19 protein-coding genes are annotated in these 25151 nt (G+C 39.2%); 3 read left to right on the forward strand and 16 right to left on the reverse strand.

Annotated elements, in window-relative coordinates; translation table 11 throughout:
- Window positions 1–218: 218 nt before the first annotated feature.
- Complete coding sequence (ligA, locus tag OQX63_RS03570; protein WP_265849511.1) at window positions 219–2231, forward strand: NAD-dependent DNA ligase LigA; 2013 nt, start codon at window positions 219–221, stop codon at window positions 2229–2231.
- An 89-nt stretch (window positions 2232–2320) separates the two neighbouring features.
- Window positions 2321–3208 carry a 4-hydroxy-tetrahydrodipicolinate synthase gene (gene dapA / locus OQX63_RS03575; protein ID WP_265849512.1) on the forward strand — a complete coding sequence of 296 codons (888 nt, stop codon included), beginning with the start codon at window positions 2321–2323 and terminating at the stop codon, window positions 3206–3208.
- 67 nt (window positions 3209–3275) lie between these two features.
- On the opposite strand, the gene OQX63_RS03580 is transcribed toward dapA, so the two are convergent.
- From OQX63_RS03580 to mraZ, 16 genes are all read right to left on the reverse strand, one after another.
- Entirely contained in the window at window positions 3276–4445 is a 1170-nt protein-coding gene (locus OQX63_RS03580) for an esterase (protein ID WP_265849513.1), read from the reverse strand.
- Between the two features lie 101 nt (window positions 4446–4546).
- Window positions 4547–4723, reverse strand: a complete 177-nt coding sequence (locus OQX63_RS03585) for a histone H1 (protein ID WP_090499196.1) — start codon at window positions 4721–4723, stop codon at window positions 4547–4549.
- Window positions 4724–4980: 257 nt separating this feature from the next.
- Window positions 4981–6222 carry an aminotransferase class I/II-fold pyridoxal phosphate-dependent enzyme gene (locus OQX63_RS03590; protein WP_265849514.1) on the reverse strand — a complete coding sequence of 414 codons (1242 nt, stop codon included), beginning with the start codon at window positions 6220–6222 and terminating at the stop codon, window positions 4981–4983.
- Between the two features lie 164 nt (window positions 6223–6386).
- Window positions 6387–8015: a cell division protein FtsZ gene (ftsZ, locus tag OQX63_RS03595; RefSeq protein WP_265849515.1), complete on the reverse strand. Its 1629-nt coding sequence runs from the start codon at window positions 8013–8015 to the stop codon at window positions 6387–6389.
- Window positions 8016–8144: 129 nt separating this feature from the next.
- The gene (ftsA, locus tag OQX63_RS03600) at window positions 8145–9503 is read right to left on the reverse strand and encodes a cell division protein FtsA (RefSeq protein WP_086545007.1); all 1359 of its coding nucleotides are present in this window, start codon (window positions 9501–9503) and stop codon (window positions 8145–8147) included.
- Window positions 9504–9508: 5 nt separating this feature from the next.
- Window positions 9509–10729, reverse strand: coding sequence for a cell division protein FtsQ (locus tag OQX63_RS03605; protein WP_265849516.1), 1221 nt, complete (start codon window positions 10727–10729; stop codon window positions 9509–9511).
- Window positions 10722–12077 (reverse strand): UDP-N-acetylmuramate--L-alanine ligase, encoded by a 1356-nt coding sequence (murC, locus tag OQX63_RS03610; protein WP_265849517.1) that lies wholly within the window; start codon window positions 12075–12077, stop codon window positions 10722–10724. Before murC ends, OQX63_RS03605 begins: the two co-directional genes overlap by 8 nt.
- 82 nt (window positions 12078–12159) lie before the next feature.
- The gene (gene murG / locus OQX63_RS03615) at window positions 12160–13263 is read right to left on the reverse strand and encodes an undecaprenyldiphospho-muramoylpentapeptide beta-N-acetylglucosaminyltransferase (RefSeq protein ID WP_265849518.1); all 1104 of its coding nucleotides are present in this window, start codon (window positions 13261–13263) and stop codon (window positions 12160–12162) included.
- 237 nt (window positions 13264–13500) lie between these two features.
- On the reverse strand, window positions 13501–14694 hold the full coding sequence (locus OQX63_RS03620; protein ID WP_265849519.1) for an FtsW/RodA/SpoVE family cell cycle protein: 1194 nt from the start codon (window positions 14692–14694) through the stop codon (window positions 13501–13503).
- Between the two features lie 15 nt (window positions 14695–14709).
- The gene (gene murD, locus OQX63_RS03625) at window positions 14710–16098 is read right to left on the reverse strand and encodes a UDP-N-acetylmuramoyl-L-alanine--D-glutamate ligase (RefSeq protein WP_265849520.1); all 1389 of its coding nucleotides are present in this window, start codon (window positions 16096–16098) and stop codon (window positions 14710–14712) included.
- A 127-nt stretch (window positions 16099–16225) separates the two neighbouring features.
- Complete coding sequence (gene mraY, locus OQX63_RS03630) at window positions 16226–17473, reverse strand: phospho-N-acetylmuramoyl-pentapeptide-transferase (RefSeq protein WP_205056698.1); 1248 nt, start codon at window positions 17471–17473, stop codon at window positions 16226–16228.
- A complete protein-coding gene (locus OQX63_RS03635) occupies window positions 17473–18930 on the reverse strand; it encodes a UDP-N-acetylmuramoyl-L-alanyl-D-glutamate--2,6-diaminopimelate ligase (protein ID WP_265849521.1) in 1458 nt (485 codons plus the stop codon). The genes mraY and OQX63_RS03635 overlap by 1 nt, the downstream gene beginning before the upstream one ends.
- A gap of 68 nt (window positions 18931–18998) precedes the next feature.
- The gene (locus OQX63_RS03640) at window positions 18999–21101 is read right to left on the reverse strand and encodes a penicillin-binding protein (RefSeq protein WP_265849522.1); all 2103 of its coding nucleotides are present in this window, start codon (window positions 21099–21101) and stop codon (window positions 18999–19001) included.
- The gene (locus OQX63_RS03645; RefSeq protein WP_265849523.1) at window positions 21091–21513 is read right to left on the reverse strand and encodes an FtsL-like putative cell division protein; all 423 of its coding nucleotides are present in this window, start codon (window positions 21511–21513) and stop codon (window positions 21091–21093) included. The genes OQX63_RS03640 and OQX63_RS03645 overlap by 11 nt, the downstream gene beginning before the upstream one ends.
- Window positions 21510–22415, reverse strand: a complete 906-nt coding sequence (gene rsmH / locus OQX63_RS03650) for a 16S rRNA (cytosine(1402)-N(4))-methyltransferase RsmH (RefSeq protein ID WP_265849524.1) — start codon at window positions 22413–22415, stop codon at window positions 21510–21512. Before rsmH ends, OQX63_RS03645 begins: the two co-directional genes overlap by 4 nt.
- Window positions 22405–22872, reverse strand: coding sequence for a division/cell wall cluster transcriptional repressor MraZ (gene mraZ, locus OQX63_RS03655; RefSeq protein WP_265849525.1), 468 nt, complete (start codon window positions 22870–22872; stop codon window positions 22405–22407). Before mraZ ends, rsmH begins: the two co-directional genes overlap by 11 nt.
- A 512-nt stretch (window positions 22873–23384) precedes the next feature.
- On the opposite strand from mraZ, the gene OQX63_RS03660 reads away from it, so the two are divergent.
- Window positions 23385–24956, forward strand: a complete 1572-nt coding sequence (locus OQX63_RS03660; protein WP_265849526.1) for a PepSY-associated TM helix domain-containing protein — start codon at window positions 23385–23387, stop codon at window positions 24954–24956.
- Window positions 24957–25151 lie beyond the last annotated feature (195 nt).

Below are 25151 nucleotides of genomic sequence, written 5' to 3' on the forward strand. Positions count from 1 at the left end.
TGGAATGGAGAAATCTAAAAAAGTCGTCATTGCGAGGAAGGAACGACGACGCAATCTTAAAACGATCGCAATAACCCACCGCAAGAGATTGCTTCGTCGGCTGAAAAAGCCTTCTCGCAATGACGATTTCTCGCTAACATCTTAAAAAAGATTAAACAGAGCAGTTTTTTTGTTTTCCACACCATAAAACCCTTTCCTCCTTTTTCTATATTTGTCTTATGTCGCTAACTGCAATAAAAGAAGAAATGGATGCCATGGTGGCCGAATTAAACCAACACAACTATAATTATTATGTGCTGGCAATGCCTACCATTGGCGATTACGAGTTTGATAAAAAATTAAAGCACCTTGCCGAGCTCGAAAAAGCAAATCCAGACTTTGCTGATCCGAATTCGCCAACCCAGCGGGTAGGTGGCGATATTACCAAAAATTTTGTCACTGTAAAACATAAATACCCCATGTTATCTTTGGGGAATACCTACAATGAACAAGATCTCCGCGATTTTGATGAACGCATCCGTAAAGCCATTGGCGACAATTTCCAATATGTATGTGAGTTAAAATTTGATGGACTATCTATTAGCCTTACTTACGAAAATGGCAAACTTTTACGTGCAGTTACCCGTGGCGATGGCACTAAAGGTGATGACGTGACCAATAATGTAAAAACCATCCATACCATTCCGCATCAGATCAAATCGACTGTAGCACCTGAGCACTTTGAAATCCGTGGCGAGATTTTTATGCATAAAGCGGCTTTTTTACGCTTAAATGCTTTTCGTGAAGAACTCGGCGAAATCCCATATGCAAATCCACGTAACTTTGCTTCAGGAACCATAAAAATGCAGGATAGCAAGGAAGTGGCCAAACGACCATTAGATGGTTTTATCTACTTCCTATACACAGATAAAAATGAATTTAAAACGCATTGGGAAAGTTTAAGTGCGGTAAAAGATTGGGGGTTTCATGTTTGCGAACACAACAAACTGGTGCCGAACATTGATGCAGTGCTCGATTTTATCCATCATTGGGAAAACGAACGTTTTAAATTAAGCTACGATATTGATGGTATTGTAATTAAAGTAAACAGTTATGCACAACAACAGGAATTGGGTTTTACCTCAAAATCACCGCGTTGGGCCATTTCATATAAATATAAGGCGGCAGAGGTTGAAACGGTTCTGGAAAAAGTTACCTACCAGGTAGGCAGAACAGGTGCAGTTACACCGGTTGCCAATTTGAAACCTGTTTTATTGGCTGGCACTACTGTTAAACGGGCTACCCTACACAATGCAAACGAAATAGATCGTTTGGACTTACATGAAGGTGATACCGTTTACGTAGAGAAAGGTGGTGAAATTATCCCGAAAATTATAAAGGTCAATCAAGCTAAGCGCATAGAGGGCTCAAGCAAAGTAATATATCTGCATAAATGTCCCGAATGTGGAACCGAACTGATCAGAAAAGAAGGTGAAGCGGTACACTATTGCCCTAATGATGAAGGCTGCCCGCCGCAGATTGTTGGAAAAATCCAGCATTTTATTTCGCGCAAGGCCATGAATATAGATGGACTTGGAGATGAAACCATCGAAACTTTTTACAAGCATGGGCTTATAAGGCACATCAGCGATTTATATACGTTACATGAAAAATCTGATCAGCTCAAAACCTTAGAACGCTTTGGCGAACGTTCAATCGAAAATATGCTCAGCGGCATTGAAAAATCGAAAGAAATGCCTTTCGAAAAAGTGCTTTTTGGCTTGGGCATTCGTTATGTTGGCGAAACAGTTGCTAGAAAAACTGCCGCTGGTGTAAAAAATATAGACAATCTGGCAAAGGCAACGGTCGAAGAATTAATCGCCATTGATGAAATCGGACAGCGCATTGCAGAGAGTATTGTTGAGTATTTCGGAAAATCTGAGCATTTACAACAGGTAGAATTATTAAAATTAGCCGGATTGCAGTTTGAAATTGAAGAAAAAGTAATTACGCTTGACAGTGATCGACTTATTGGAAAAACATTCGTAATTTCGGGCGTTTTTGAAAACTTTAGCCGCGATGAGCTTAAAGATATGATTGAGGCCAATGGAGGAAAGATGCTGAGCAGTATTTCGGGTAAATTGAATTACCTTGTTGCAGGTGATAACATGGGACCATCCAAACTGGAAAAAGCGAATAAACTAAACGTTCCAATTATCAGTGATGCCGAGCTATTGGAAATGATAAAATAAGGTGAGGGAGTGATTGAATTAACGGATGATAGAATGTACAAAGCATTCATTCAATCTCTCATTCAAAATTCAATAATTATAAATTAAAAATGAACAAATTTCAGGGTACTGGTGTAGCATTGGTTACGCCTTTCAACACAGATGGATCAGTTGATTATAATGGCTTAAAAAACCTGATTAATCATTTGGTAGAAGGAGGGATAGATTACCTCGTTTCTTTAGGTACAACCGGCGAAACTGCTACAATGACCAAGGAGGAGAAGAAGAAGGTGTGGGCTTATACCGCTGAAATTAACAATAACAGATTACCATTGGTTGCAGGTATTGGTGGCAATAATACTTTGGCTGTGGCTGACGAGATCAAATCTTTCGATACTTCAGGCTATAGCGCAATTTTATCCGTTAGTCCTTATTACAACAAACCTACCCAGGAAGGAATTTATCAGCATTATAAACATTTAGCTGAAATTTCGCCATTGGATTTAATCCTCTATAATGTTCCCGGGCGTACGATGAGCAATATGAGTCCGGAAACGACTTGCAGACTGGCTCATGATTTTAAAAACATTATTGCAACTAAAGAAGCATCAGGAAGTTTTGATCAGTTTAACCAGATTATGAGAGATAAACCAGCAGATTTCCTTTTAATATCCGGTGATGATCCGATTACCTTACCCATGATTGCTTTAGGAGCTTCGGGGGTGATTTCCGTAATTGCAAATGCGGTTCCTAAACCTTTTACTGATATGGTTAATGTATGTTTGCAAGGCGAATTTAAAGTGGCTAATCCTTCCCATTTAAGTTTGGTAGAGTTTACGCGTTTGGCCTTTGCTGAAGGAAATCCGGCAGGAATTAAAGTTGCTTTGAAACATTTAAATATTTGTGGAGACACGGTGAGATTACCGCTGATAAAAGCTTCATCATCTTTAGAACAATTAATTATTGCTGAACTTGATAAAATAATTCAAACGGCTTAATCGCATGATTAAATAATAAGAAGGCTTCCAAATTCAAAATTTGGAAGCCTTCTTCGTTTGGTGAGAATTATTTAAACAACATCGGCGTAAATGCTGATAAGTAATCCCGCCAGTTCGACCAGGTATGCCCGCCCTCACTTTCTTTATAATCATATTTGAAGCTCATTCCATCAAGCTTCTTTCTAAACTCACTCACATTTTTATATAAGAAATCTGTTTTGCCTATCGCAATCCAATATAAGTTATAGCCATTTTTCTTTTGCGCTTCAAGTTTCAAATCCAAATCTTTGTAGATAGGGCTTGCTGCGCTGGCCGGTGGCAATATCGCCGGAGAAAACAAACCGACATAACCAAAAGTTTTAGGATAATTGGCCGATATATACAGGGAATGAAATCCTCCCATTGATAAACCTGCAATGGCCCGATCATTCTGCATTTTACCAGTACGATAGTTTTTCTCTGTAAAATCGATAATTTCTTTAAAGTAGGATTCCATATCACCATTGAAAACATCAGGTGTCATCATAATCGGCTTATAGAGTCCTTTTGAAGATTCTCCCGGTGCAGCGGTGTTACTGGTGTGGCCATTAGTCATCACCACAATCATCGGCTTGGCTTTGCCAGCAGCGATGAGGTTATCTAAGATCTGAGAAGCTCTACCGAGTTGCATCCAGGCTTCTTCATCCCCTCCAACACCATGTAACAGATATAAAACCGGATAATTCCCTTTCGACGCTTCATAACCTGGCGGCGTATAAACAGTAAGTCTTCGACTGGTTTTAAGCCCGGCGGATTGATACCAACGTTTTGCCACCGTTCCATGCGGTACATCTTTAACCATATATAAATCTGCCTTGCCATTCCCCACTAAAAACACATTAACAACAGAAGATACATCTCTGATCAGGTAAACATTGTTTGGATCCCGGATCTTCAAACCATCAACAATAAAACTGTAACTGTAAAGTTCCGAGGGTAAAACTGCCGAAGTATAGGTCCAAACACTATCTGTTCCCAATGTCATTTCCTGCGTGGGTGGGGTGTTTGGCTTCGAAACCAAAAAATCACCCTGTATTTCTACCTTCCTGGCATTTGGTGCTTTAAGCCTGAAAGTAAAAGTACCATCAGGATTCGTTTGCGGCGATATAATTTCTTTCTGACGGCCAAAATTTAAATTTTCCTGGGCATACATTAATTGTGTACAACCAAGCAATATGAGTAGAATTAGTTTTTTCATGGTAAGGATGAGGGGAATTGTGATGATTTAATTTTGTCTAATAAAAACAATGGCCTCTTCGCATAAAGAGGCCATCTGGTATCATATTTATTTAAAATCGCTTAAGCTTTATTTTTGGCTTCCTGAACTTCTAAACGGATGGCCTGAGCTAAGTTTTTCAGATCCTGCATACCTTTACGGATACGGGTTCCTGCCGCGCTGTTTCCTTTGTTATAAAATTTGTCTGCATCAGCTTCTAAAGCTGTCACTAAACTTTTTACTTCTTCGAATTTTTTCATTTTTGAGTACTCCTATGGTTCTTAAGGTTTTTTAGTTTTAATTATCTAATTTAAAGGGTTTAAGGAAATAAAAAAATTTTTGGAACAATAAAAAAACGGTCTACTAAACCGTTTTTTTTCCACATATAGTGGGTTTATAAACAAACAACCCAAAAAAACCAACAACAAACAACTGATAAACAAGTATTTGCAAAAAATAGTTACAAAAAAAAGCCCTTTAAACATATTTAAAGGGCTTTGTAAAATTTCTATTGATCTTAAGCAGTAGCGAAAAGATTCTCTTTATAATATCCGTTCTCTAACTTTTCGGCAACTTCGCTAAAAGCATCCAAAGTACGTTGTACATCTTCCAGCGTGTGTACAGCTGTTGGGATTAAACGTAATTCGATCATTCCTTTAGGAATTACCGGATACACTACGATTGAACAGAAGATGCTATAGTTTTCACGTAAATCGTAGGTAATGGCTGTGGCATCTGAAAGCTCTCCTTTTAAGAAAACCGGTGTTACAACAGAGTTCGTTACCCCTAAATCAAATCCACGTTCACGAAGTCCTTTTTGTAAGGTTGTAGCAATTTCCCAAAGTTTATCTTTTAACTCCGGACGGCTTTTCAATAACTCTAAACGCTTCAATAGCCCGATTACCATTGGCATTGGCAAGGCTTTGGCAAAAGTTTGCGAACGCATGTTATACCTTAAGAAATTGGTAATTTCTACGGTAGATGCGACAAAGGCACCAATACCTGCCATTGATTTGGCAAATGTACCAAAGTAAACATCAATGCCTTCAATGCAATCTTGAGCTTCATGTGTACCTGCACCAGTTTTACCCATGGTACCAAAACCATGTGCATCATCAACCAGGATACGGAATTCAAAATCATTTTTAAGATCTACAATTTCTTTTAGTTTACCCTGTGCACCGCTCATTCCGAAAACACCTTCGGTAATTAAAAGGATACCACCGCCAGATTCTTTTGTTAATTTGGTAGCACGTTCCAATTGTTTACGGGCACTATCGATATCGTTGTGCTGATAGACAAATCTTTTACCCATATGCAAACGAAGCCCGTCAATAATACAAGCATGTGATTCTGCATCGTAAACTATTACATCATTACGATCAACCAGGGTATCAATAATTGATACCATTCCCTGATAACCATAATTCAATAAAAATGCATCAGGCTTACCTACAAAAGCGGCCAATTCCTGCTCCAATTGCTCGTGAAAATTAGAATTTCCACTCATCATGCGGGCGCCCATAGGGTAAGCCATACCATACTGAGCTGCAGCTTCTTCATCTGCTTTTCTAACTTCGGGGTGATTGGCTAAGCCTAAGTAATTGTTTAAACTCCAAACCAAATGCTCTTTTCCTTTGAATTGCATGTGTGGTGCAATTTCTCCCTCTAATTTTGGAAATGAGAAATACCCATGAGACCATTTTTGATGTTGGCCAAGTGGCCCCATGTGCTTTGCTATCTTATCAAATATATCCAATGTATGTATGTGTTTTATAATGAAATTTTGCGAATTTAAGCTTTATTCGTCTTAAAATCAACCCAATGATTTTGCTAAGCTCGAATTTAGATCTTACTGCGCTAATTTTATGCCAAAAAAGCCCCGATTTTACACCGGGGCTTTATAATTATATTTGGTTCGTTTTAATCAACGTTATCGTGCAGAAAAGAATTGTTAGGTCTGATCTCTGTACCACCGTCCTGGTCATTACTCAACGTAAACCTACTTACCTGCGATTCTGAAGAATGTTGAACTTGTTGCAACTGCATTTGTTTGCGTTTGTAAGCAGGTTCGTTTTCCAGCTCCTGTAAACCATTGGTTGTACGCAATTTCATACTCAAATCTTTTAAACGTAAAATACGTTCCTTAGATTTTTTCAATTGCTCTTCCATTGATTCGTCACTTTTGTCGTCATCTAAGCCAACAACCGGCATTTCGATTTCTGGTTCAGGCTGTGGCATTGGAGCTGCTTTTGCTGGTGTTTCGAATACAAAATTAGTTTCTGCCAATTTAACTTCGAACTCAAACCCGGTTTCCGTTACTTCTTCTACCTGAGGCTCTTCTTCAATTAAAGTATGGCGAACCACATTACTTTCTGGCTCCTGAACTTTTTGCTGCTCTGATTTATTGAACATGCCACCAAAAAGATCTGCTTGCGAAACTTCTTCCTTGGTTTTTAAAACAGGCTCATAAGATGGTGCTGCTTTAGGTTGAATGAAAGAATTTACTGGCTCAACCGGGCGAACAAGTGGTGCTTCTTCTGGTGTTAAAAGTGATATTTTCTTTTTATTTTTTTCTTCATGCACACGTTCTTCTGAAGTTTGGAAACCTGTTGCTATAATGGTTACAGAAAGTTTATCGCTTAAAGATTCGTCGGTACAGTTACCCCATATCAAGTCTGCTGATAAACCAGCTTTCTCCTGAATGTAGTCTGTAATGATCGAAACCTCATCCATAGTTACCTCACGTAAACCAGAACTGATGTTCAATAAAATATAACGGGCACCTTCAATTTCGTTATCTTTTAACAATGGAGAAGCTAAAGCGCCCTCTACTGCCTGCAATGCACGGTCTTCTCCTTCTGCAGCGAAACTACCCATAATGGCCACTCCGCTATCTTTCATTACGGTACGCACATCTTTAAAATCCACGTTGATATAACCTGGAACCGTGATGATTTCCGCAATACCTTTTGCAGCTGTGGTTAAAATATCGTCAGCCTGGCCGAAGGCAGAACCCAAAGTTAAGTTTCCAAAGATTTCGCGCAGGCGATCGTTAGAGATAACCAGGTAAGAATCTACATACTTTTTCAACTCTTCCATTCCTTCGTCAGCCTGCAGTCTACGTCTTTTTCCTTCGAAAGAAAACGGCGTAGTAATGATGGCTACAGTTAAAATGTCAAGTTCTTTAGCTGCTTTCGCAATGATTGGAGAAGCGCCTGTTCCGGTACCGCCACCCATGCCTGCTGTAATAAAAAGCATTTTGGTTGTACTACCTAACATGGCCTTAATATCATCTATATTTTCTATAGCTGAGTTTTTACCAACTTCAGGAATAGAACCAGCTCCCATTCCTTCGGTTAAACTAGCGCCTAATTGTACCTTGTTAGGTATAGGGCTAGATTCCAAAGCCTGGGCATCTGTATTACAAATAATAAAATCCACACCAGTAATACCAGACAGGTACATATGGTTCACTGCGTTGCCGCCACCACCTCCAACACCAATAACTTTGATGATTGAAGATTTATCTTTTAACATTTCGAACTGCATATCTTTATGAATCAGTTGTTTAAAAATTTTAAATTCTGTTCATTACTCCATGTAATATTAACACTTTTTCAACAGACGTTTTCCACAACTGTTAATAATGTGGAAAACTCATCTTTTGTGGAAAAGTTATTAACTTTTCAAGTAATCTTCATCGCTTACATTCATATCATCCTGAATGAAAGTCCTTGTTTTTGCCAGTAATTTATCGAACAAACCTGGTCCACGTTTCTCTTTCTCTTTGGCCGTTTTTGGTTTCTCAACAAAAACACCAGGTTGTTTCATTTCTTCAATTAACTCTTCTGCTTTCTGGATTCCTTTAATCAGCAAACCTACACTGGTTGCATACATAGGGCTTTTCAGATCGTCGTAAATGGCCTTAGGCATATCCTCATATTTAGATAAATGCTCGTTCGGATAACCGATACGGCAATCTAAACCAGTTACATATTCAACCGCCTGAGATAAGTGTTTTAACAAAGCACCACCACCGGTAATCACAATACCACCGATGAGTTTTTTCTCATATCCGGAAGATTTGATCTCGTAATATACGTGTTCAATAATTTCTTCCATACGCGCCTGAATAACATAGGCCAGGTTTTTAACCGAAATTTCTTTTGGTTCGCGGCCACGTAAGCCCGGAACACAAATAATTTCATTTTCTTTATTCTCTTCAGCCAATGCCGAACCGAAACGGGTTTTCAACAACTCGGCCTGGTTACGCATTACAGAGCAACCCTCTCTGATATCTTCAGTAACACTATTACCACCAAAAGGGATCACTGCGGTATGACGGATGATACCTTCGTGGAAAATAGCAATATCTGTGGTACCACCACCAATATCAACCAAGGCAATACCGGCTTCTTTTTCTTCCTCGCTCAACACCGATTCAGATGAAGCCAATGGCTCAAGAATTAAATCCTGAGTTTGCAGCCCTGCATTGTTTACACATTTGATGATATTTTTTACGGCCGTAACCTGACCTGAGATGATATGGAAGTTAGCTTCAAGGCGAACCCCTGCCATACCGATCGGATCTTTAATTCCTGGCTCATTATCAATGGTAAATTCTTGCGGCAATACATGGATGATCTCCTCACCCGGAGGCATTACCAGCTTAAACATATCATCAATCAACTTATCAATATCCTTTTTACCGATTTCGTTGTTTAATTCTCTTCTTGTTAAAATTCCTCTGTGCTGTAAGCTCTTAATGTGCTGACCAGCGATACCCACATTTACCACCTGTATTTCTACATTGGATTGTCCGCTCGCCACCTCAACTGCCTGGGCAATGCCCTGCACTGTTTTTTGAATGTTAGAAACTACCCCACGCGTAACTCCCGCCGATTCTGCCTTGCCTATTCCTAAGATTTCTATTTTACCGTGTTGCGTTCTACGGCCAACGATAACACAAATTTTTGTAGTACCGATATCCAATCCTACTACGATGGGCGACTGACTGGTAAATTTTGCCTTGTCCATATTCGTTAATTTTGCTGAGTTTTATACTGTTTTTCCAGGGCTTTGATTTCTTTCTCTCTTGCTTCTTTCTCTTTTTTCAATTGAGCCTCAGATTTTGCCGGCTTTGGCTGTGTTGTTGCCGTTTGCTTCGGCTTTTCTTTTTTATCCGCGGGTTTCGTTTCCTTTGGTTTTGTAGCTGACGTAACGGTCGGCTTTTTTACTTCTGTTTTAACTGGTGCTGTTTTTTTCGGCTCTACTTTTTTAGGCTCTGTTTTTTTTACTTCAGCCTTTTTAGGTTCAACCTTCCGAACTTCAGTTTTTTTTGGTTCTTCTTTTTTCTCTTGATCGGCTTCAGGGCGATCATCCATTGATGCAACTATGGTACTTCTAATTAATGAATCGGTTACAGTTCGTTGTATCCTCAAACTATCTGCTGCAGAAATTGTTTTAGCTTTTTTCCTTAATTCTGTCGAATCTCTTCTTTCACAAACAATCTGATTCGTGTACTTAATATTGATCGTTCTATAAGTATCCCATCCTACCTGCGGCATGGCCTTTTTATAAAACAATAACAGGTTTTTCATTTTCTTTTCAAGCGAATCGGCATTACCTAAAATAATACGCTGATTACCTACTCTTGGTATCAGTTCAATATCATTTTTCTGATCAACCACAACCTGCTCAATCTGAGAATCCCAGAGGGTATCTTTTTTAATGAATTGTGCAGTTTTATATAAATCTCTTGCCAGTTGCGTATGCAAAGTATCTACTCTACTACCAAAAACTTCTGTAATATGTCCTGTTGCCACTAGCACATTAGCCGTAAAGTTTGATGAAACAGGCATTTTACGTCCATCGTTATCAATGTAAAAATCTTGTCCATTCTCACTTAATATACGAAGAATAGGCTGACGCTGTTTTACCTCAATGTGTAATACCCCATCCATTTCTACATATACTTTGGCAAAACCGATATAAGGATTAGACTGCAGTTTTTTCTCTATTTTATGAATATTGATATTTTCGATGTTCCGGCCTAAAAGCACACCTTGATCTTCCTTCAAAATAGCATCGATCTCTTCGCGTTCTATAAAATTGTCTGCCCCGGGAATCAGGATTTTAACATCTGTACATTTAACTGTCTGTTTCTTCACATTGATAAAACTCAAAAGCGCCACCACCCCAACCAGGCTGATTAGCCAGGCAAAGCCGGTAAAAATTGCGCTCCAGTTTATCCTTTTAAGCATTGTTCAAAGTATTTTTAAGGGGATCGATAATCGTGTCGATATCTCCCGCACCTACGGTTAAAATTAATTCAGGCCTGGTATCATTAACATACTGAACCACAAAATCTTTTCCACATATTTTTTTATCCGCCAAAGTGATCTTATCCAATAAAAACTGTGAATTTACCCCTTCAATGGGCAATTCTCTTGCAGGATAAATCTCCAATAAAATCAGTTCATCAACAGTGCTTAAAACTTTTGCAAATTCATCTGCAAAATCCCTGGTCCGCGTGAACAGGTGCGGCTGAAAAATTACCGTCAATTTTTTACCAGGATACAATTGTCTCACAGCATCAAAGCAAGCCCTCAGTTCTTCAGGATGGTGTGCATAATCATCGATATAAATCTGATTGCCATTATTTACAATATATTCGAAGCGGCGTTTAACTCCCTTAAAATTTGCAACGGCCTGCTTTACTTTCTCAGCATCAATCCCCAATTGCAAAGCAATAGCAATGGCAACGGTTGTATTTTCGACATTGTGCTTACCAGGCAACATTAAACTGATATCTTTTATGCTATGCGTACTATCGGTATAATCGAAAACAAATTTCGAACCTTCTACCCTTAAATTTTCTGCTTTTGCTGTTGCTGTTGAACTTGCTGCATAACTCATGCTTTTTTCAAGCGGCACTCCTTCGTGAGCATAAAGTATACCTTCAGCTTTGAGTTGACCTGCAAACAAACGGAAAGATTCTTCCAGATGACTTTTATCGCCATAAATATCCAAATGATCGGCATCCATAGAAGTAACCACGGCTACATCCGGATGTAGCGTGAGAAAAGAACGATCGTATTCATCAGCCTCTACCACTACCACATTATTTTCTCCAAAAAGCACATTACTGTTATAGTTGCTGGTTATTCCACCTAAAAAAGCGGTACAATCGTAACCGGTATCTTTTAAAATATGCGCAACAATAGACGATGTTGTGGTTTTGCCATGTGTGCCTGCAATAGCAATACAGAACATTCCTTTACTGATAATCCCTAAAACTTCTGAGCGTTTTTTAAGCGCAAAACCTTTTTCTATAAAGTGGTTTAAAATTTTTGAATCTTTTGGAATTGCTGGTGTATAAACTACAAGGGTATCATCCTGATGATCCAAAAATTCACTAGGCAATGCAGCGGTTTCATCAAGATAGGTAATCAAAATCCCTTCCTGTGTTAAGGTTTCGGTCAGTTTAGTTTTGGTTTTATCATAACCACAAACAACCTGTCCGCGTTTAGCAAAATAACGGGCAAGCGCACTCATGCCGATACCGCCGATACCAACAAAGAAAACCCTATTTATTTTACTTAATTCCATTTTTATTAGATTTGAGATGGGAGATATGAGATACTAGACAAATAGTCTAATCTCAAATCTCACATCTAGTTTCTCATATTTCTTATTTAATCAATTTCAATACTTCCCCGGCAATAATTTCATCTGCCATTGGCAATGCCATCTTTGCCAGGTTGTGAGCTAACGTTTCGCACTGTTCTTTATTTGTTAGCAATGCCAGCGCTTCCTTTACGAGCGTATCTTCTGCAGAGCGGTCGTTAATTAATATTGCTGCTCCATTTTTAACCAAGGCCATCGCATTTTTAGTTTGATGGTCTTCTGCTACATTTGGCGAAGGCACCAGGATTACTGGTTTTTTAATCAAACAAAGCTCTGCTATGGTTCCCGCCCCTGCACGGCTGATGATTACATCTGCAGCGGCATAAGCCAGATCCATTTTATTTAAAAACTCCAGGATCCGAACATTGGGGTGATATGCTAAACCCAATCTTTCTATAATCCCTTTATAGTAATACTTGCCTGTTTGCCAGATCACCTGCACATCTTGTGCAAGAATCTCAGGCAGGTGTTTTTCAATTGCCTTGTTCAGCGTTCCCGCACCTAAACTTCCACCGGTAACCATAATGGTCTTTTTCAATGGATCTAGTTTTAAGAGCTCCGCTCCTGCATGGTGCTTCCCTTTAATATCAACCACTTCCTGGCGTACCGGATTTCCTGTTTTCAAAATCCTATCGGCCGGAAAAAACTGATCCATGTCATCAAAAGCGACACAGATTTTTGAAGCCTTTTTACCTAACCACTTATTGGTTATCCCAGCATAAGAATTCTGTTCCTGGATGAGGTAAGGAATCCCCTTTAAAGAAGCTGCATATAATAGTGGTCCTGATGCATAACCGCCAACGCCCACTACGGCATCGGGCTTAAAATCATTAATTATCTGGATGGCTTTACGCACACTACCGATAACCTTTAGCGGAAGTGCCAGATTTTTAATAATCGAGCCACGTTGCATCCCACTAATATTTAAGCCTATAATTTTATATCCGGCTGCAGGAACTTTTTCCATTTCCATGCGGCCTATTGCACCCACAAACAAGATTTCACAGGTTGGCACCATGCGTTTTAGCGCATTGGCTATGGCTACGGCGGGAAAAATATGCCCGCCGGTGCCACCACCTGATATGATAATTTTTGGGGAATTATTCATTTTAATTATTTATCTATTTTTACCACCAAATGCACTGAGTTCTCACAGAGGGCACTGAGTTTTAATTTTTAACCGCAAAGCGCGCAAAGTTTTCGCAAAGCGCACTAAGTATATTTTACCACCAGGGCACTTAGACACAACGTATTTTAGGGCCTTGGTTTAACTTTTCAACCTTTCAATTCTCTAAACATTCCAACGCTCAACCCTACACCTTCAACCTTCCTACCTTCAACCTTATTAAGCCATAGCAGGTATCTCTCCAACTATCACTTTATTTTTTACTTTTTCTTTATCCTCTTTTGTTGCTGCACTTGCATTTTCTTCTACATCGCGGCTTACACTTAAAATAATGCCGAAGGCCACACTGGTAAAGATCATTGAGGTACCCCCCATGCTTACCAATGGTAATGGAACCCCGGTTACAGGACCTAAACCAACTGCCACTGCCATATTTGCAAAAGCCTGAATGGTTAGACTGAAACTTAGCCCGGCCGCCAGCAGCGCGCCGAAAGCCTTGGGTGCCCGCGTTACAATCTTGATACACCGGTATAAAAGCACCAGGTATAGTATCATGATTACAATTCCTCCCACAGTTCCCCATTCTTCAATAATAATGGCGAAAATAAAATCGGAATACGGGTGTGGTAGGAAATTGCGTTGTGTACTATTACCTGGTCCTTTACCAAAAACACCACCAGTAGCCAAGGCAATTTTTGCCTGATCTGCCTGGAAAGTTTTATCTGAATGCTGCATTTCGGGATGCATAAACGTATTGATACGCGACATGTAGGTTTTTCTCCTTGGTCCTAAAAAGAAAACGAACAACAACAGGACAAAACCTCCCGCGCAAACAATCGCGATCTGTTTAATACTGATCCTACCGATAATTAACAGCAATATACTTACACCAAACAGCATTAATGCTGTAGATAAATTGGCCAGTGCGATTAAAACAAATACCACACAAACCGATCCCATAATTGGTATAAATGACTCTTTAACGTTCTTAATGTTTTCTTGCTTTTTGGTGAGCATCCGGGCCAAAAAAGTAATTAATGCCAGTTTTGCCAAATCGGAAGTTTGAAAGGTTAATCCGATAACCGGTATTTTAACCCACCTCGAAGCATCGTTTAAGTTGGTACCAAATATTAAGGTATAAAACAGCAAAGGAATGGTTACAATCATCAGCACCTTCGAAATACCCGCATAATAGCGATAATCGAGCAGGTGGGCAATATAAATCATACCTATACCGAGCAATACAAAAATGAGGTGTTTGGTAAGCAAAAGTTTTTCTACAGCTTCTCCTTTTTTATATGCCAAAGTACCCGTTGCGCTATACACCGCCATTACAGATATAAGCGAAAGCAGGATGATGATCAACCAGATCCATCTATCTCCTTTTGTTTTATTAAGCAGTGCCTGCAACATATATTGAGCCTCCTATTATAATTCTCTTACGGCCGCCTTAAACTGGTTACCGCGGTCTTCGTAATTTTTAAACAAATCAAAACTTGCACATGCAGGAGATAACAATACTGCATCACCACGTTTAGCCAAATGAAAAGCAATCTGCGCTGCTTCTTCTGCAGAAAAAGTATTTACAATAATCTCCACATCATCCTCAAAAGCATCATGAATACGTTTATTATCTTTACCCAAGCACACAATAGCTTTTACTTTACTTTTAACCAGATCCTTAAGCATATTGTAATCGTTGCCTTTATCAACACCCCCCATAATCAGCACAACATCGCTGGTCATACTTTCCAAAGCATACCAGGTAGAATTTACATTTGTGGCTTTACTATCGTTGATAAAATCGATACCCGAAATTTTGGCTACATGCTCTAACCTATGCTCAATATTCTTGAAATTACCCATGCTCTCGCGAATGGTCTCATTTCTTAATTCTAAAACTTTAGAGACAATGCCTGAGGCCATAGAATTGTAAATGTTGTGCTTGCCCTGTAAGGCTAAATCTAAAATAGACATGGTTAGTTGGTTATTAGGTTCTGTAAGGATATGTAAAGTGTTCTCTTCTAAATAAGCACCTGTTTCCACTGGCTTAACAATAGAAAAAGGATAAGTTTTGGCAAGAGGTTTAGCAATAGCCATGGCTTTCAGGCTTTCCTCATCATCTGCACAATAAATGAAAACATCATCTGCCGTCTGGTTTTGAATGATACGCATTTTTGATGCTGCATAATTCTCCAATTTGTAATCATATCGATCTAAATGATCGGGTGTAATGTTTAATAGAACGGCAATGTCTGCCTTAAACTGAAACATATCATCCAGCATAAAACTCGAGATTTCCAGCACATAATATTCATAATCTTCTGTAGCCACCTGTGCGGCAAAACTCTGCCCAATATTACCTGCTAAACCTACATTTAAACCAGCATTTTTTAAGATATGATAGGTTAATAAGCTTGTGGTTGATTTACCGTTGGAGCCTGTAATGCAAATGGTTTTGGCATGGGTATATCTTTTAGCAAATTCAATCTCTGAAATCACCGGAATACCCTGAGCTACCAGCTTTTTAACCATTGGCGCTGTTGGCGGAATACCTGGACTTTTAATTACTTCAGTTGCATTCAGAATTAATTCTTCGGTATGCTTTTCAGCTTCGAAGGGTACGCCAAGCTTTTCTAATGCAGCTTTATACTGATCAGCAATTACTCCATAATCTGAAACAAATACCTCGAAACCTTTGGCTTGCGCTAGCTTTGCTGCACCTACCCCACTTTCGCCGGCACCAAGAATAACCACACGACCCCGCCCTGCCATTGCTGACTTAGTATTGCTTGATGTGATCGTATTTGTGCTCATTCTTATTTTAGTATCTAGTAGTGAGTATCCAGACTGAAACCTCTACATTATATTTTTTATTATTCTCTTTTTACTTTAGCCTTTCGGTATTAACCACTAAACCCTATGCCCTAACCCTTTTAACCCTCTATCTCAACTTCAATGTTACTATGGTCATAATTGCAAGCATGATTCCAATAATCCAGAAGCGGGTAACAATTTTAGCTTCGTGATATCCTTTTTTCTGGTAATGGTGGTGTAAGGGCGACATCAGGAAAATCCTGCGGCCTTCTCCAAATTTCTTCTTGGTGTATTTGAAGTAAGAAACCTGCATAATTACAGAAACCAGTTCTACCAGGAATATTCCGCATAAAATCGGGATCAAAAGCTCTTTACGGATCATGAGTGCAAATGCGGCAATGATCCCCCCAATGGCCAAACTTCCGGTATCGCCCATAAAAATCTGAGCGGGGTAAGAGTTATACCAAAGGAAACCCACGCATGCACCAACAAATGCACCGGCAAAAATCATCAACTCTGCTGAATTTGGGATATACATGATATTCAGGTAATCGGCCATGATGGTATTACCTGATACATATGCCAAAATCCCCAGTGTAATGCCAATTACAGCAGAAGTACCCGTAGCAAGCCCATCAATACCATCGGTAATATTGGCGCCGTTTGAAACTGCAGTAATGATAAATACCGTAAAAATGAGGAATATGATAAATGCATATTTCTGATAATCGCCGCCTAAAAATTTCAATACCTTGGCATAATCGAACTCATTATTCTTATAAAAAGGCATATTGGTTTTGGTCGATTTTACATCTTGCGTATAATAAAAGGTTTCGCCTTTCTGACGCAATACCATCGGAACTGTAGAAGTACTTTTAACATTATCCTGAACAGTTTCTCTCACCACAATATTAGGGTGAAAATACATGGTGGTGCCAACAATTAAACCCAAACCCACCTGACCAACAACTTTAAAGCGACCAGCTAAACCTTCTTTGTTTTTTTTGAATACTTTAATATAATCATCCAAAAACCCGATTGCCCCCATCCAGATGGTGGTAATGATCATCAGGATAACGTAGATATTTGAAATATTGGCAAATAACAATGTTGGTATAAGAATACCAAGCAAAATAATTATACCCCCCATGGTTGGTGTACCTTGTTTTTGCATCTGGCCTTCTAAACCTAAATTCCTTACGGTTTCTCCAACCTGTTTTTTATGCAGATAATCAATTAGCCTGCGACCGTAGACGGTGGTAATAACCAATGAAAGAATAATAGAGATAGATGCACGGAAAGTGATGTACTGAAACAACCTTAACCCAGGTATATCATAATGCTTATGCAGGTATTCGAATAATAAATATAACATTAGCTGATTGGTTTTAATTGTTCAAGTAAAATTTCTTTATCATCAAAATGGTTCCTTACGCCATTAATCTCCTGGTACTTCTCATGCCCTTTGCCCGCTACAAGAATAATATCTCCTGGCTGCGCTAAATGACAGGCCGTTTTTATAGCTTCTTTTCTGTCTAAAATGGATAATGTTTTACGCTTATTTGTAGGCGAAACGCCAGCTTCCATATCTTTAATAATGGTTTGGGCATCTTCCGTTCGCGGATTATCAGAGGTTAGAATTACCTTATCGCTCCAATCGCAGGCCACCTGAGCCATAATTGGTCGTTTGGTTTTGTCACGGTCTCCACCGCATCCGATTACCGTAATTACCTGTTCGGTTCCTTTGCGGATATTGGCAATGGTACTTAATACATTCTGAACGGCATCTGGCGTATGCGCATAATCTACAATACCAATAATCTTATCAGCAGAAGTGATATAATCAAACCTTCCTTCAGCACCTGACAAACGGCTCAACATCGTGAGCACTTTCAGTTTATCCTGCTCCAATAAAATTGCGGTTCCGTAAACAGCCAATAGGTTATAGGCATTAAAAGAACCTACCAACTTAAAGTATACATCCTCATTATCGATATCTAAATGCAAGCCACTAAACTGATTTTCAATAATTTTCGCTTTAAAATCGGCCAGTTGTTTAAGCGCATAGGTCTTTTTATGTGCTTTGGTATTCTGCAACATCACCATACCATTTTTATCGTCGATATTGGTCAATGCAAATGCCGTTTTAGGCAACATATCAAAAAATGCCTTTTTGGCTTTCAGGTAAGCATCAAAAGTTTTATGAAAATCTAGATGGTCATGCGTTAAATTCGAAAACACTCCGCCCGAGAAAGTCAAGCCTTCAATCCGGTGTTGTGCTACTGCATGCGAACTCACTTCCATGAAACAATAGTCGCAACCTGCATTTACCATATCCCTCAAAAGCTGGTTTAAGGCAATTGGGTTCGGTGTAGTATGTGTAGCAGGTACTACAGTATCATTAATATAATTCTCTACGGTTGATAAAAGACCGGTTTTATAACCTAAATCTTTAAATAATTTAAAAAGAATGGTCGCAATGGTGGTTTTGCCGTTTGTTCCGGTAATACCGATCAGTTTTAAATCTGCTGATGGATTTCCAAAATAATTGCCGGCCATGATCCCCAAAGCCACCGAAGTATTTTCTACTTTAACATAGGTTACGGTATAATCATCGATCTCTGGCAGATTCTCACATACAATTACACCTGCACCTTGCTGAACGGTCTGCTTAATAAATTGATGCCCATCAGCCAAAGTACCCACTATCGCAAAAAAGATATCATCTTTACCTACCTTACGCGAATCGAAATTCAATGCATTGATCTGCCTATCGGTTTTACCAACCAATTCTTTAATCGTTACGCCATAAAGTAAATCTTGTAATTGCATTTTTTTTCTTTTTAGTATCAAGTATTTAGAATCAAGTATTAAGACCTTAAACCTTTTTACCTTCCACCTTAATTCAACTCTATCTGTACGCCTAATCCTTTGCCCACTTTTGTACCAGCAGCTATAGACTGGCTGATTACTTTGCCAGACCCGAAAACCTTTGTTTTTAAACCAGCATTACCTAAAAGATACAAGGCATCTTTCAAGCCCATCCCAGCCACGTTCGGCATTACACCTTTACGTTCGTTATTTTCCTGAAAAATTGTTCCTGCACTGGTATCTATAATATTGTAATACTCGGATTTAGAAGCAAAAAGCGGCTTAAATCCAAATGCCCTATATACTTTCTGAGTTGCCTTACTCTGTCCGGCTTTTGTTGGCGGCGTTCCGGTATTACCAACCAAACGCGTAGGCACATCATTGTACATCTGCATGTCGCTGGCATAAATCCGGTCAGAAATTTCCCTAAACACCGGTCCCGAAACCGTAGCACCATAATAAGCACCCTTTGGATCGTTGATTACTACGATCAAGGAATACTTAGGCTTATCAGCCGGAAAATACCCCACAAAAGAAGCCTGATATTGCTTATTAGCTTTATACCCCTTATTCGCATCAGCCACCTGGGCAGTACCCGTTTTACCCGCAATCGGATATAATGGATTATAAACCACCTGCTTTCCACTACCTTCTGTTACCACTCCTTCAAGCATTTTCTTGATTTTACTCAAGGTAACATCCGAACAGATTTTATCATTAATTACCCTGGCTTTGAACTGTTCAATCGGGTTGCCCAACCTTCTGATCTCTTTTACAAAGATCGGTTGCACCATCTTACCATTATTAGCTACCGCATTATACAGGGTCAGCATTTTCAATGGAGTTAACTGCATTTCATAACCATAAGCCATTTGAGGAAGGGTCATGTTTTTATTCCAGCTTTTGTTTGTTTTAGGATTTTTAACCACCGGCATTGCCTCACCAGGAATCTGTAGATCCATTTTTTTATTCAGGTGCCAATCATACAAGTGATCGGTAAATTTTATCGGATCGTTACCATAATGCGTGTTGATCAGCTTTGCAATTGCAGCATTGGAAGACGTTTCAAAGGCTTTTTTTGCGGTAACCGTTTCAATTTTCGGATGTGAATCTGTGATCAATTTTCCTGGAATCTGGTAATAACCAGTCCCGATCATGGTATTCGTATCGATCAATTTATCTTCTAAAAGCGCCATATAAGAAGCCAATTTGAAAGTCGACCCAGGATCCTGATTACCGGCAATGGCATAATTAAACTTCTCTTTATATACCCCTTCTTCTACTTTAGAGAAATTGGCTACTGCACGGATTTCGCCGGTTGCAACCTCCATCAATATCACCGTACCATGATCGGCCTGCGATTTGATCAGCTGTTTTTCTAATGCACTTTGCGCCAGATCCTGCATGTTTACGTCAATAGTCGAGATAATATCAGCACCATCTTTTGGCGCAACCTCTGCTTCTTCGTTTACCGGGATATAAACCCCTCCTGCAATGCGTTGCATCAGCCTTTTTCCGGTTTCACCATTGATATATTCTTTGTATGCACCCTCTAAACCTACACCGTTAGCCACATTTTCGTTTTTATAACCAATGGTACGTGCTGCCAAAGCCTGAAAAGGAAGAATCCGTTTATTTTGCTGTACAGCAATTAAACCGCCACTAAACTTACCAATATTATAAAGCGGAAAAGTTCTGATCGTTTTAAGATCGGCGTAACCTACTTTACGGTGAATTAACAAATAACGCGCACTATCCTGGCGACCTTTACGCAGGTAACGGGCATATTCCTTCGCGGTTTTATCCTGAAAAATCTGCGATAATTTATATCCCAGCGAATCTACTTTTTCATTAAATACCTTATCATCTGCAATACCGCCGGCAAACATATCCATACGCAGCTCGTATTCCGGTATCGAAGTTGCCAGCAAACTCCCGTCGTTAGAATAAATATTCCCACGGGTAGCCTCCACATTTACATAACGTGTAGAAAGACTATCTGCCATGGCTTTCCATTTTTTCCCCTGTACAAACTGCACCTGACCGAGGCGTAAAAACACCGCGAAAGCAAAAAGCACAATTAAGCCAAATGCCAGATATACACGAAGCAAGATGTTTGCTCTAATATTCATCGCTTTTAACAATTATTTTTTTTGGTGGTTCAATCAGTTCTTTTATCCCAAGGGTATCTACCTTTTTAGCAACCTCCGTCAATTTACTCTTGAACATCAGGTCGGCTTTAAGGGATTTATACTCCCATCTTAATTCTTTTACTTCTTTATTTAATTTATCAATACGGCGTACATTGTTTACAGCAAAGTGGCTATTGGCGATATAAATCATCCCTAAAAAAGCCAGAAAGCACAAATAAGGCAAGGCATCAGTTGCCGCCTCTTTACTTACCAACCCATCATTAAAAAGCTTGCTGATGAAAGAGTTGCTATCCATCTTCTCTTCAGCAGTTTTTGGCTTTTTAGGCGCAACTTTTAACTCTGGCTCAGGTCCAACTTCCTCTTCTTCTATCTCCTCTCTAAACCTGTTCATATTTTTTCTGCAATTCTAAGTTTCGCACTGCGGGCACGATTGTTTTGCGCAATCTCCTCATCAGTGGCAACAATCGCCTTACGCGTAATTACATTAAATGGCTTTTGTTGATTTCCGAAGAAATCTTTTTCTACCTCACCCTGAAATTTTCCTTTCGCCATGAAGTTTTTAACCGGCCTGTCTTCTAATGAATGATAGGACATGACCACCAAATGACCACCAGGTTTTAACACTTCGGCCGCTTGTTGCAAAAAATCTTCAAGCACCTGGATTTCTGCATTAACCTCTATCCTAAGCGCCTGAAAAACCTGCGCCAGGTATTTATTTTCTTTTCCTTTAGGGATATAGGCAGATATAGCTGATTTAAGGCTATTGATATCAGTAAACTGCTGCTCTAAACGAGCAGTCACAATAGCACGCGCTAATGATTTCGCATTTTTAACCTCACCGTAAATTCCAAATATTTTATGCAGCTTATCTTCAGAATAGGTATTCAATATTTCAGCAGCCGTTAAATTACGGTGCTGATCCATACGCATATCCAAATCGGCGTTATGACGGATTGAAAAACCACGTTCAGGCACATCAAACTGATGGGAAGAAACCCCCAAATCAGCCAGGATACCATCAACTTGCCTAAAGCCTTTTAAACGGAGGTTATTTCTCAGAAAACCAAAATTCTGATCGATAAAAACAAAACGATCATCTGCAGGAACATTTGCCTGAGCGTCAGGATCCTGATCAAAAGCGATTAACCTTCCATTTGGACCAAGATGTTTTAAAATTTCTTTAGAATGACCACCACCACCAAAGGTTACATCAACATAAACCCCATCAGGTTTAATATTTAAGCCATCAATACAAGGCTGCAACATCACAGGCACATGGTAATTATTCTCCATCGCCCCCTCCTTTCTTATCACCCATTACCTTTTGGGCAAGGCTGGCAAAATTAGCCGGCACATCATCAAAAATATCTTCGTAAGATTTTTTGTCCCAAACCTCAATACGATCTAACTGACAGGCCAACACCAGATCACTACCAATACCTGCATAATCAACCAGTGATTTCGGCAAAAGCACTCTACCAGCAGCATCAAGGGAAAGCTCGGTTGCTCCACGCGTAAAAGCCCTCACAAAAGCACGGTTTTCCTGATCGTAAATATTAAGCTTAGACAGATCGGCTACAACAGCATCCCAAACTTTTTTTGGATAGATGACCAGGTTTTTTTCAAAACCTCGGTTAATAATTAACCCTTCTTTCTCAGATTCAGGCAATTGTTTCTTAAGCGCAGCAGGTACCATAAGGCGGCCCTTTGCGTCAAGTTTACAATCGAATTCTCCTAAAAGTTGGGTCATAGTGGTATCTACACTTTTTATCTAGTGTAAAAGTAAATAGTTCTACCACTTTTTACCACTTTTTACCACAAAAAAGTTTTCCACATCTTTTTTGTTACAATTATGGTCTCCTAATATAGCTACAATAAGCATAAGTACGCAACACAGAAACCATTAATACCTGATAACAAACAAGTTAAAAACAAATTAAATAAAAGTGTCACGTTCGCCCATTTTCTAACTTAAAACCTAAATAACACTAAAAATGAGCGTCTTAAAAACTTATACTATTCGCAATATGCACTAATTTGATCCTCATCTGAAAGCTTACCATTAAACCCCACTAAACAAATTGCATTTTAGAAAAATAAGGCAAACAGAAAAACGAGCTATAGCCTTGTTTACTTATTCGCTTACATCAATTTCTTTATTATTTAGACTTATTAAATATAATTTGCACATCAAAAATTAAAACGATTTCTTTGTAGGCGTAAACTAAACAATATTGCACCACTGGAATGCTACGCTCAAAAATGAAATCAGAACCGAATTCTAAAAAACTGAACTGGGCCAAGCACCAAAAAAGATGGTTTGGTAAATGGCATCTTTACATTGGCATTATTGCAGGGGCAATTGTTGCTTTTGTGGGTCTTACAGGGAGCATTCTAGTTTTTCAGGATGAGATTGACAGGGCCCTGAATCCAGATTTATTTGAGGTGATTGCACAAAAGCAAAAGATGCCGGTGGAAGAAATTGTGCCACTCATAAAAAAGAACTATCCCAAGCTAAAAATCGATTACCTGATGCTAAATAACTTCAAAAATCCCAACGAAGCTTATAGCGTAATGAATTTAAAAAGTAATGAGGAAACTTTTATTAATCCCTATACCGGAAAAATGGGTGGCAAAAGAATACATACGAGTTCTTTTATTCATGTGGTTACCGAACTGCACCGAACATTGCTGATTCCGGTTGCTGGAAGGTATATTTGCGGACTTGCCTCACTCTGCCTTTTGATCCTGACAATCTCAGGTCTGCGTTTATGGATCCCAAAGAAATGGAAGCAATTAAAATCAGTGCTCACAGTAAGGTTTAGCGGATCATTTAAACGGCAAAATTACGATTGGCACAATTCGCTGGGCTTTTATTCCTCTCCTATTGTGGCAATACTCAGCCTTACAGGGTTTTCTATTACTTTTTCTACGCTTGTTATTCCACTGTTGTTTTTACTTAGCGGAAAATCGCCTCAGGGAGTTGCCCAACTCTTAGGTGCTAAATCGGCATGGCATGCACAGGCAGTACCCCTTCCGCTAACCCAGATTGTTGCTGCAGTAAAGGAAAAAATGCCTGAAGGTTATATTGGGGGAATAGCCTTTCCAGCGAATAAAACAGGGACTTACCGTTTAGATATCCTGAGCGGAAACCTGCCTAAACAAGGAAAAAGAGAAATGTTGGTTATTGATCAATATACGGGTAAAGTTTTATTGAATAGCCGCAGGGATTTTCCAAATGTTGGCAATGCTTACCTGGGTTGGTTAACACCGATCCATTACGGCAGTTTCGGCGGCCGGCCAACACAGGTTATTGCGCTTATTGCCGGCTTAATGCCTTTGGCACTTTTTATTACCGGATTTATCATCTGGTGGCCGCGTTATCAAAAGCAAAAAAGAGGTAAAAAGCATAAAAAACATCAAGCAGCTTTAGAGGAGGCATCGGAAACTTCGTTAACTGAAAAAGAATTAAAACCTGCGAAAATCAAAATGCCACTTCCTAAACTAGGCCGATATTTTATGGTTAATTTTAAATCGGGATTAAAATATGCTTTGATTATCCTTCCGATTAGTTTTGTGATGGGGGCACTATATGGGTTGCCTTCTGGAATTATTATTCAGCCAGCCGTTTTTGTAGTGGCTTTTAGCTGCGTGATGGTCTGTTTAAATTTTATTTGCGCCCTACTATCTGAAATGTTCAACATCCTATTTTTACTTCCATTTAAAAAGGGCAGCCATAAGGTGACAAGATATTTTGCATTATCAACGGCGTTTTTGGTATGTTATTTAGCTGTATATATTGTATTACTAAATACAGGATTGGAAATTTTTTAGGTGTACTGGCTGTATCATAAAACGAGTTTCTCTAAATCTTTGTGAGAAGTAATAGCTAATCGTGGTCAGCATCTTTCCTGTTAGATAGCCCCTGAAATAAATTCAGGGTGACGGCTATGAGCGAAAAATATCTACCGTATACCTTTAAAGGAATATTAATAATCCAATGGGTTATATATGACAATATTTTTCATC

The organism is Pedobacter sp. PF22-3, from assembly GCF_026239555.1.
GTDB lineage: Bacteria > Bacteroidota > Bacteroidia > Sphingobacteriales > Sphingobacteriaceae > Pedobacter.